This is a genomic window from Pseudoblastomonas aquimaris (genome assembly GCF_035481675.1).
GTDB lineage: Bacteria > Pseudomonadota > Alphaproteobacteria > Sphingomonadales > Sphingomonadaceae > Alteriqipengyuania_B.
Genome location: NZ_JAYJJW010000002.1, coordinates 419,902 through 430,907, shown reverse-complemented (window position 1 = coordinate 430,907; position 11,006 = coordinate 419,902). Strand labels below are relative to the sequence as shown.

The 11,006-nt window shown below is 63.7% G+C and carries 7 protein-coding genes; 2 read left to right on the top strand and 5 right to left on the bottom strand.

Going from position 1 to position 11,006, the window contains the following annotated elements; translation table 11 throughout:
- Positions 1 to 61: 61 nt before the first annotated feature.
- Positions 62 to 1,810, bottom strand: a complete 1,749-nt coding sequence (locus tag VCJ71_RS12165) for a hypothetical protein (RefSeq protein ID WP_324641388.1) — start codon at positions 1,808 to 1,810, stop codon at positions 62 to 64.
- Between the two features lie 162 nt (positions 1,811 to 1,972).
- On the opposite strand from VCJ71_RS12165, the gene acs reads away from it, so the two are divergent.
- Both acs and VCJ71_RS12155 read left to right on the top strand, forming a co-directional pair.
- A complete protein-coding gene (gene acs, locus VCJ71_RS12160) occupies positions 1,973 to 3,925 on the top strand; it encodes an acetate--CoA ligase (RefSeq protein WP_324641387.1) in 1,953 nt (650 codons plus the stop codon).
- Between the two features lie 166 nt (positions 3,926 to 4,091).
- Complete coding sequence (locus tag VCJ71_RS12155; RefSeq protein WP_324641386.1) at positions 4,092 to 5,894, top strand: DEAD/DEAH box helicase; 1,803 nt, start codon at positions 4,092 to 4,094, stop codon at positions 5,892 to 5,894.
- 189 nt (positions 5,895 to 6,083) lie between these two features.
- Here VCJ71_RS12155 and VCJ71_RS12150 read toward each other — a convergent pair whose 3' ends face one another.
- The 4 genes from VCJ71_RS12150 to VCJ71_RS12135 form a co-directional block, all read right to left on the bottom strand.
- A complete protein-coding gene (locus VCJ71_RS12150) occupies positions 6,084 to 6,875 on the bottom strand; it encodes an alpha/beta fold hydrolase (RefSeq protein ID WP_324641385.1) in 792 nt (263 codons plus the stop codon).
- A 160-nt stretch (positions 6,876 to 7,035) separates the two neighbouring features.
- A complete protein-coding gene (locus VCJ71_RS12145) occupies positions 7,036 to 8,013 on the bottom strand; it encodes a fatty acid desaturase (protein ID WP_324641384.1) in 978 nt (325 codons plus the stop codon).
- Between the two features lie 383 nt (positions 8,014 to 8,396).
- Positions 8,397 to 9,698: an APC family permease gene (locus tag VCJ71_RS12140; RefSeq protein WP_324641383.1), complete on the bottom strand. Its 1,302-nt coding sequence runs from the start codon at positions 9,696 to 9,698 to the stop codon at positions 8,397 to 8,399.
- The gene (locus VCJ71_RS12135; RefSeq protein WP_324641382.1) at positions 9,695 to 10,999 is read right to left on the bottom strand and encodes an MFS transporter; all 1,305 of its coding nucleotides are present in this window, start codon (positions 10,997 to 10,999) and stop codon (positions 9,695 to 9,697) included. Before VCJ71_RS12135 ends, VCJ71_RS12140 begins: the two co-directional genes overlap by 4 nt.
- Between the last annotated feature and the right edge of the window lie 7 nt (positions 11,000 to 11,006).

The following is an 11,006-nucleotide window of genomic DNA, read 5'->3' as shown; positions in this document are numbered from 1 at the left end:
AGGCTAGGCGATATACCCTAGGGCAGCAAGCTGCTTAATCCCTTTGCAAATTTGCGACATCCTAGCCCGGCAGCTCCAGCGGCCTTTTCTCCGACAGGCTGCGCCACTGGTCGAGCTCGGAACCGAGAATGGCCGAAAGCTGGCGCAGCCGCGCCGCGACGTGCCGGTCGTCGACGGCATCCGCTGCCATGTCGGACCTGAGGGCGACGAGCACCCGCTCAAGGTCTTGCGAGCGTTCCTGCCCGGCAGCGAATTCGCCCTGCATCCGGATGCCGTAAAGCGCCGCGCCCACAGCCGGGAACAGGGCGGTAAAGAACGTCGTCCACTTCGCCGCATCGGTGCCGAGGATCTTTACATGGCCAAGGCCCAGTCCGGTCAAGGCGAGCCAGGCGACGCCGCACACGATCGTCAGCGCGAACAATACGTCGCCAAGGTGGCGCAGGCGGCGCTCCGCCTTGCCCATGCGCGCGGCATTGCTGCGGTGATAGGCGGCCTGGTCGTCGACCAGCGCGATGGCCCTGTCGCGGATATCGGCAATCCTGCTTTCGGTCAGGTGGCCGCCCGGCATGCCCAGTTCGCGCGCGCTCGCCTGTGCGTACCAGCGCGACCAGCCGAGCGATTCCGGCCCGATGCCGAGGCCAAGGTTACCGAGCGAGGCGGACAGCGGGAGGACCCGCAATTGCTCGGCCAAGTTCCTCAGGTCGATCCAGCGCCGGTGCCAGCCCTGCCGGGTCGCCTGCCGGGTTCGTACGATGATCAGCAGGATGACGAGCAGTTCGGCGAGCACGAGGCCGGGCTTCGCGTCCGGCAGGATCAGCCCGGCCAGCGCCAGCGCCACCGCCAGCGCGCCGAGCACGAAATTGCCCACGAAGGCGCTGCGCAGCTGCTGCCCCAGCGCGGTCGCCAGCCGGTCGGCCACATCGTACCTGCGGACCAGGAAGCTGCTCGCCGCGTCGTTGCCGAAGGCCGACAGGCTGCTGCGGATCGCGGCGTCGCCATAATCCGGCGGCCTGCCCCGCAGCGCCTTGCCCCAGCTATCCGCGCCCAGCACCGCCATCAGCGTGGGCCAGGCCCTGCTGCGGCGCGTCAGGTAGCGATCGAGCGCCTGTTCGTCGGTATCGTCGGGCGGTGTCGCCAGCGTGTCCACGATCCACTCGATCCGATCCGGCGTGGCCTCGCTCCACAAGGCGGGATCGACGATCACCAGCCCGCGGGCGGATCCTTCGCGGTCGGGCCACGCCATGCGCGGCGCCGATGTGCCGGTTGGATCGAACCACAGCACGGGCGTCCCGCTCGCCAGCGATAACTCGACGATATCCGCCGTGCCGCCGCGCCCGCCGGAGTGCTTCCCGTCCCAGATCGCCAGCAGCAGGTCGCATTGTTCGACCACAGTCGCCCCGATGGCGTAATAGCTTTCCTCGTCCGAAAGCCGTTCGCCCGGCAGCGAGAGCACGCGGTCCGCGCGGGCCAGCAGGCGCTCGAACACGGGGCGCTCCTCGGCCGAGAAATCCTTGCGGTATCGTTCGGGCGCAAACGGCATGCAGACGTCGAGACCGTATCCTGCAGCCAGCGCCGCTTCCGCTGCCAGCGTGTCCGCTCCTGCCGCGAGCGGGCTGACGATTGTCAGCGATGCCGCCTCGTTACCGAAGCGGCCGGCATTTTCCCTGCGGATATCTTCCAACCGCACGGCAATCGCCCCAAGCGTCTCGGCCAGCCGGGCGCGCAGGGGCGAGAGATCGGGCGGCAAGCGGTGCGGCCGGTGGCCGGTGATGCCGATGCGCAGGGCCGCGAGCGGGCGCGGCAGGCTCATGCGCGACTGGTCCCGGCGTTTGGCAAGCGTGTCCCCCCTCCCCTGTCGCCGCCTTCATGCCGCCTCCTTCGCGGCTTGGAAAGGGCGGGCCGCAATTGCGCCGACGGGCCGCGGTGTGCTTATGCTGGCGGAACGCCGCACCTACCCGCATCCGGAGGCCCCATGTCCGATCCCGCCGCCCTCGTTCCCGTGCCCGCCGATGCAAGGCAAGACGCGCGATGCTCCGCCGACGAATACACGGCGATGTATCAGCGCAGCCTGGAAGACAGCGACGCGTTCTGGGCAGAACAGGCGGAGCGGCTCGACTGGTTCGAAAAGCCCCCCAAGGTTGCCGATTGGTCGTTCGACCCGGTGGACATCCGCTGGTTTACCGGCGGCAAGATCAACATCTGCCACAATGCGGTGGACCGCCACGTCGAGGCCGGGCGCGGCGAGGTGACCGCGATCATCTTCGAACCCGACGATCCGGCCGGGGAAGTGCGCACGCTCACTTACGCCGAATTGCAGGCCGAAGTGATCCTGATGGCCAATACGCTGAAGAAGATGGGCGTGGCGAAGGGTGACCGGGTCACGCTCTACATGCCGATGGTGCCCGAAGGCGCGGTCGCCATGCTCGCCTGCGCCCGCATCGGCGCGGTGCATTCGGTGATCTTCGGCGGCTTTTCCCCCGATGCCATCGCCGGGCGGATCGAGGATTGCGCCAGCGACTGGGTGATCACCGCGGACGAGGGCTTGCGCGGATCGAAGCCCATCCCGCTGAAAGCCAATGTCGATGCGGCGCTGGAAAAGGTCACGGTGAAAGGCGTGCTGGTGCTCCGCCATACCGGCGGCGATGTCGCCATGAGCGAAGGGCGCGACCACTGGTATCACGAATATTCCGCCGGCCTGTCCGACGAATGCCCGTGCGAGCCGATGGACGCGGAAGATCCACTGTTCATCCTCTACACCAGCGGATCGACCGGCAAGCCCAAGGGCGTGCTTCATACCACCGGCGGCTACGCCGTGTGGACCGAGACCACGTTCCGCTACGTGTTCGATTACCGCCCGGGCGAGGTCTATTGGTGCACCGCCGATATCGGCTGGGTCACGGGGCACAGCTACATCGTCTATGGCCCGCTCCAGAACGGCGCGACCGCGCTGATGTTCGAAGGGGTGCCCAACTATCCCGACCACGACCGCTTCTGGCAGGTGTGCGCCAAACACAAGGTCAACATCTTCTACACCGCGCCCACCGCCATCCGCGCGCTGATGCGCGAAGGCGATGCCCATGTGGCGAAGCACGACCTGTCCGCCCTGCGGCTGCTCGGATCGGTGGGCGAACCGATCAATCCGGAGGCGTGGCGCTGGTATCACGAGACCGTGGGCGGCGGGCGCATCCCGATCGTCGACACCTGGTGGCAGACCGAAACAGGCGGCGTGATGATCACCACCCTGCCCGGCGCGCACGCCATGAAACCGGGCAGCGCGGGCCTGCCGTTCTTCGGCGTCGCGCCGCAACTGGTCGACAACGACGGTGCCGCGCTGGAAGGCGCTGCATCGGGCAACCTCACCATCACCCGTAGCTGGCCGGGTCAGGCGCGCACGGTCTATGGCGACCACGACCGCTTCATCCAGACCTATTTCAGCACCTATCCCGGCAAGTATTTCACCGGCGACGGCTGCCGCCGCGACGATGACGGGTATTACTGGATCACCGGCCGGGTGGACGACGTGCTCAACGTGTCCGGCCACCGCATGGGCACGGCCGAGGTCGAAAGCGCGCTGGTGCTCCACCCCAAGGTCGCCGAAGCGGCGGTCGTCGGCTATCCGCACGACATCAAGGGGCAGGGCATCTACTGCTACGTCACGCTCAATGCTGGCGAGGAGCCTTCGGACGGCATGGCGGCAGAGCTGCGCCAGTGGGTACGCAAGGAGATCGGACCGATCGCCACGCCCGACCACATCCATTTCACCCCCGCCCTGCCCAAGACGCGCAGCGGCAAGATCATGCGCCGCATCCTGCGCAAGATCGCCGAAAACGACTACGGATCGCTGGGCGATACGTCCACGCTAGCCGACCCTTCGCTGGTCGAAGGGCTGATCGAAGGACGGCAGAACCGTCCCGCCGGCGAGTAATTTCGCACATGCAGCATTTTTGGCGAGCCAGAACCGCCCCAATGGTGTAGGGGCGGCGCAACACGATCCGGCCGCGCGCTGACCGCCGCCGGACAACACCCATCCCCTGCACCGGATCACCGCGCTCGTGCTGCGCCCCCGTGCCCGTTCGACTGCGAGTTTTGCGATGCCCTTTACCGACCTTCCCCCCCTTCTGGCCGATGCGCTGCAAGAGCGCGGCTATGCCGAACCCACCGCCGTGCAGGCGGCGGTGCTGGAAAAGGAGGCGGCGGGCCGCGACCTCGTCGTGTCGGCGCAGACCGGTTCGGGCAAGACCGTCGCGTTCGGGCTCGCCATGGCGGAAGAGCTTTTGACCGACGGTCCGCCCGCCGGCAACCGCGGTGCGCAACGCGCCTTGGTGATCGCGCCGACGCGCGAACTCGCCCTGCAGGTCAGCAAGGAACTCGCGTGGCTCTACGCCCGCGCCGGCGCGCGTATCGCGACCTGCGTCGGCGGCATGAACCCGCAGGCAGAGCGCCGCGCGCTCGCCGCCGGCGCCACCATCGTGGTCGGCACGCCGGGTCGCTTGCGCGACCACCTCGAACGCGGTGCGCTCGACCTTTCGGCGCTGGCTGCAGTGGTGCTCGACGAGGCGGACGAGATGCTCGACATGGGCTTCCGCGACGACCTGGAGGAAATTCTCGATGCGACGCCCGACGGGCGTCGCACCCTCCTGTTCTCCGCCACCATGCCGCGCGCGATCGAGCGGCTTGCGGCGCGCTACCAGCGCGATGCCTTGCGCATCGACACGATGGGCAGCGAACGCGGCCACGGCGACATCGCCTACCAGGCAATGGCGACGCCGCCGCACGAGGTCGAGAACGCGGTCGTCAACCTGTTGCGCTTCCACGATGCCGACACGGCCATGCTGTTCTGCGCCACGCGCGACAACGTGCGCCGGCTGCACGCGACTTTGCAGGAACGCGGTTTCGGCGTCGTCGCGCTGTCTGGCGAGCATTCGCAGTCGGAACGAAACCAGGCGCTGCAGGCCCTGCGCGACCGGCGTGCCAGCGTGTGCGTGGCGACCGATGTCGCGGCGCGCGGCATCGACCTGCCCTCGCTCAGCCTCGTCGTCCACGTCGAGATCCCGCGCGATGCGGAAACCTTGCAGCATCGCTCCGGCCGGACCGGCCGTGCAGGCAAGAAAGGGACCGCGGTCCTCGTGGTGCCCTACCCGCGGCGCAAGCGCGTAGAATCCATGCTGCGCCACGCGAAGATCGAGGCCGAGTGGATTGATCCGCCGAGCCGGGAAGCGGTTCTGGCAAAGGATGGCGAGCGCCTGCTCGAAAAACTGCTCGCGCCTGTTGAGCCTGCCGACGAGACCGACGCGGAAAGCCGCGTCGCGCGCGCAGATGCGGCCCTTGCCCGGCGATTGCTGGACGAGCGGACGCCCGAACAGATCGCTGCGATGCTGGTCCAGGCCCACCGCGCAAAGCTGCCGGAGGCCGAGGAGCTGACGCCGAACACCAAGGAAGCGCGGGAGGCTTCGAAGAAGGAGCGTCACCGTCCCGGTTTCGAGGATACCTTGTGGTTCCGCATGGACGTGGGCAGGCGACAGAATGCCGATCCCCGCTGGATCCTGCCGCTGCTCTGCCGCCGCGGCCACATCACCCGCAACGAAGTCGGTGCGATCCGGATCGGACCGTCCGAAACGCATTTCCAGATCCCGCGCACGATCGCCGACAAATTCGCGGACGCTCTGGTGCGGACCGCCGGGGGCGAGGACCCGCAGGACTCGATCCGCATCGAGCCCTCACCCGAAGCGCCGCGAGAGCAGGCCCGCGGCAACCGCAAGCAAGGCCAGCGGGGCGGAAGCAAGCCCTTCGTCAAGCCACGCGGCGCGCACGGCGGCGGCGGAAAGCCGCGCTTCCCGAAAAAGGGCGGCGCCCCGCACAGTGGCCGCAAGGACAAGGGCCCGCGCAAGGGCTAACGGGCATTTGCCCCTCGCCCTGCGCGTTGCCGCCAACGCTTTTCGCGCTAAATCCTGCAAGGATATCCGTCGGCTATCCCTGTGCAGCCGCCGTGCGAGCGACAATCGGATAGCGGCCCAACAATGGAGCCCACTTGGGGGATTATCTCCTGCGCAGGCTCTGGAATTGGCCGCCGCCGAGTCGCAGCATCACCTCGATTCCGGCGTGCTGGTCGCATCCAGAATCACGCGTACGGTCTCTTCCGGGCGATCCCACATCGGGAAATGTCCGCTATGCTTGAACCAGTGCAGCGTCGCTCCAGGGAAAGCCTTCATCGCACGATCCGCCTGCTGCGGTAGGCACAGCCGATCCTTGCGCCCCCAGCCGATGACGACGGGCGCAGATGTGTTTGCAGGCCCCTCCTGCATCGCACCGTTGGCGAGGTCTTTCACAAGCGAGTTGACGGTGCGCGTATCGGCCAACGCCTTCAATTCGCGCGCGACGAATTCCGGGTCGAGCGCCCACGGCCGTGCAGATAGCTGGGCCATTAGTGCGGTCCGGCCCGCGACACTTCCGGTAATGGCTGAAAGTACCGGCCGCAACGCGCGAACCAGCGCTACCGATGGCGTGATCGTGGCCTTGAAGAAAGTGCGCTCCCACCCTTGCCAGAAGCCGCCCGGATCCAGTGCGACCACCGCGCCCGACAGGCCGCGCCGCGCCATCTCGAGCACGAGGCGAGCGCCCAGCGAACTGCCCACCATATCGATACCTGTCAGATTCTCGGAGCGGAGCCAGCTGTCCAGACTGCGCGCCAGCCCGTCGAATGTGCCGCTGTCGGCCTCCTCGGGTGTCTGCCCGTGGCCGGGCAGGTCCACGGCGATCACCTCTCTGACTTGGGAAAGCGCGGGCGCAATCGTATCCCACGAGTGGCAGGTCGCCCCTAGTCCATGGACGAGGAGGAGTGGTTTTCCGCGCCCGGTGCGCGTGTGGTGCATGGTCATGTAAAGGTAACGTCTCGCACCGCCTCATGGGGCCACGGATGTCTATCTTGCCGACAAAACGTCCGAAAGCTGACGGTCCGTTAGCGGTCCGCTAACGGTCGAAAGCGAAAGCCACTACCGCAGGCGGATAGTCCTCCTTCGCCTCCGAGAAAGCGCAGGTCTAGATTGTCATAGCCCTCGCCTCAGCAAACGTCACCATCCGCTGCTGCCTCTCATCCCAAAGCGCCAGCCGAAAGGCGCTGAGCGAGTTCCATGCCGTGCACCGGTTGAGATCGCGCAGCGCCGGATGCGCCTTCAGGACTTCGGAAAGGCGGTGAAACGGGATCGTGCTCGACAGATGGTGCACGTGATGGATGCCGATATTACCCGTGAACCAGCGCAGGACCGGCGGCAGGTCCAGGTGGGTGCTGCCCATTAAAGCGGCCTCGGCAAACGACCAATCGGGTTTGCTTTGCCAGTATGCCTCGGGAAACTGGTGCTGGATATAGAACAGCCACACGCCCATGCTCGCTGCGAAAAGCAGGGTCGGCAGGAACACCGCAAGCGTAATGCTGAAGCCGACAAGCCATACCGGCACGGCAAGCATTGCTAGGGTGGCAAGGTTGGTGCCCATCGCGCTGGTCCAGAATTTCCAACCTTCCTTCATGAGGCCCACCGGCAGACGATGGCGCAGCAGGAATAGATAGGCGGGGCCTAGCCCAAGCAAGGTCAACGGGTGACGGTACACACGATAGCCGAGCCGCTTTGCCCACGATCCCTCGGAATATTCACGCACGGTCAACGTATCGACATCGCCAAAGCCGCGCTTGTCCAGATTGCCGGTCATGGCATGGTGACGCGCGTGGCTGTGGCTCCAGCAATCATAGGGTGTAAGCGTAAAGACGCCGAGCATCCGGCCGAACCAGTCATTCCCCGCGCGGCTGGGCAGGAAGGATCCATGGCCGCAGTCGTGCTGGATGATGAAGAGCCGTAGCAGAAACAGGCCAGCGAGCGGAGTAAGCGCGAGAGCGAACAGATAACCAGCGTCGACAGCCAAGATCATGGCGGCGAACAGTCCGAGAAAAGGGATCAGTGTAACGCCGAGCTCCCACAGGCTGCGCGCCGGTTTCGGATCGCGAAACACCTGAAGGTCGCGCATCAGCTGACGGGGGTCTGGCATAGAGGGCCGCGCGTTGACCGCGGTCGCTTGGGAACAAGAAACAGTCACTCACAACCTGCTAGGATGGCATGGCCCGATTGTCACGCGGGATTGCCTGTGTTCAGGAAATGGGGTCGCTTCCAAATCGTCAGCTTTTGAACCGATGGACTTGAAGACGGACAGTCCCCTAGCGGCCCCGATCCGGGAGTTGCGCAACGCACTCGAAATTGGGGTATTCGAGGCGGTTTGCTATTTTCCTCAAAGCACGCCGCCTGCTCTTCCTGCCGGGTGTCATCAGCCAACGTCCCAATATGGGTGGAAAGCGGACACCAGGTTTCTAGTGATGGTGCTTGGCAAGTCGCCCAGCAGTCTGACTACGGTCGTTATGCGCGCTCAGCCTCAGGCAATTGGCGCGACACCCTGCTTCTGGCCGGAAAGTAGAGTAGTGTTCCAATCACGATCATCAGTGCCGTCGAGTAACTTGCGCTCGCGGGTATCTGCATTGACATCCAAGCGACCATGGCGACTGCCACAGGGAATACCACAAGCCAACGCGGACCATTGGCGTCCTTCAAACCCCGGAAATTGCTCCTCCAGAACAGAATAAACGAGATCAGCACTAAAGTGAAAATGATCTGCTCCACGGCTACGAGCAAGATCGCCAGTGTCGCGAACGAACCTGATAGTGCAATTGCCATCACAAACAGGCCGAATGATATAATCGCATAATCAGGCGTCAGGAAACGTGACGACACATGGCCAAAGAAGCGCGGTAACAGATTTCTCTTACTCATTCCGAAAAGGATGCGAGGGAAAACGATAAACCCTGTCAGCTGATTGGTGGTAATTGAGAAAACTGCTGCGACACTGATCATCACAGCGCCCCAAGGCCCAAGCAATTTTTCTCCGGCAGCAGCCAGCGGCGTATCCCCGGCACCTACCTCAGGAGCGGTCACGATATAGGCCCATTGAACAAGGGCATAGAAGATCGCGACGACAGCCAGAGCTGAAAAGATCGAATGGAAAATACTGGTGCGCGGGTTCTTGGTTTCGCCGGCAGAATTGGCTGCGGTCGCGAAACCGGAAAAGGCATAGGCGATCAAAAGGGCGACAGATTCCAGCTCGGAAAAGCTCGGCAATTCTGTGTCTTCGGGGATACCGTTCATACCGATACCGAGGGCGCACAGAAGCACCAGCGGCGCGAGTTTCACAAACGTGCCGATCCACACACCGACAACCGACTTTTTTGTCCCGATCGCGCTTAGAACAGTCATTAAAAAAATCAGCGAAGCGATTGTTACCGGACGAGCGATTGGACCTTCAAAGAACGGAAATAATGCGGCCAGATAAGTAACCAGCACATGAAAGTTTGCCGCCCTTCCGGTGCTGCTGCCGCAAATCGCAAACCAGCCAACTTGAAAGCCAGCATATTTCCCTAACGCCGTTTCTACGTAAAGCTGGTCGCCACCTGACCTCTCAAACAGCGTGGATAGCTTTGCGATGATCGCTGCCAAGCAGACCAACGGTATCGCAAAAAGCAAAATCGCAAATGGCGCATAATTGCCGAGGCCTGCATGGAGCAGAGCAGGCAGCGCAAAAATTCCAGCCCCGATCATCCCATTCAGATTGAGTAGGCTTGCGCTGAAAACCCCGACCACCCGAGGTGGCTTCACGTCGGTGCTCATGCGCCAGCCGCCTTCGATGCCGATATCGTCTGGCCCGTTAGGTAACTCGTGGCTTCGTCTACATCGGGCGACATGCCGATTTGCGCGGTGGGAAATTTGACCACCAGCAGGATTAGCCCTGCCAGAACTTGCCCGCCGATCAGCAGCATCAGCATGCCTTCAGGCGTAGAGAAAAGCGCCACGGCAGCAATCGCTATGCCGGCGAGGCTGATCCCCATGTTCGAAAATGCCATGTAGATTGAATATTGCGCCGCCGCGATCCTTGGCGGGCTAAGCCGCATGATGATCACCACCTGCCCGATGCCGCCCAGAACGTAGATCATCGTCCAGCCAAAACCGAAGATGTTTATCACCCCCGAGGCCGCCCAGACGGACTGGCTTGTCAGCATCCACGTCAACAGCCCTATCGAGCAGAGTGTGAAGAGCAGCATGGCACGTTGCGCGCCGATTTTGGCGACGAAGAAGCCGCCTATCGCGATGGCCACAATTCCTGCGGCCAGTTGCGCGGTCCCGTTGACGGATCCGATGTCGGCTTCGCTCCAGCCACCATATTGGGACGCAACAAGTGGGAAAAAAACGAGACAAACGCCGTAAACCAGGCCCTTGACCATGATCACCGGGATCCAGGCGAGGCTGATGGGCGCAAACGTGTTGCGCAGCGTTTCCGTCAGCATCGGCAGCCAGCCTTCCGGCGCATGGTCTAAATTGAATGGATGGGTCGTGCCTCGCGTCCAAGGCAGGCGCCGTTCGCCCTTGCGCTCGGTAAGCCAGATTATATGCAGAGTGACGCCCAGCACTAGTGCGGCGCACATGATGTAGGCGGCACCGGCACCGAAGGAATAAACGATCACGCCGGCAAGAGATGCAGATGCCGCGATGCCGAGCACCTGTCCACCCGAAGCAAGGGCGCCGCCGATGGCCCGCTCCTTTTCGCGCAGGATATCGACTGTCAGCGCGTCGACGGCGACATCTTGAAACACCACCGCCGTATTAACGGCGAGCGCCACCATGCCTAACAGCATGATATCCTGTGGGCCCGGGTTTATGATCGCGAAAATGATCAGAAAAACGACGATCACGGCTTGCGCGCCCATGATCCAGCAGCGTCGCCGACCCATCGAGAGAATGGCGTAACGATCGATCATGAAGCCGGCAAAGAACTTGAGGCTCCAGGGGATACTGCTCATCGCGACCAGGAAACCGATGTCCTCTGCTTTCACCCCATTGACCGCCATCCAGGCCGGAATTGCGAAGTCGAATAGCCCGAGCGGTATCCCTTGCCCGGCATAGAGCAGGAACACTGTAATA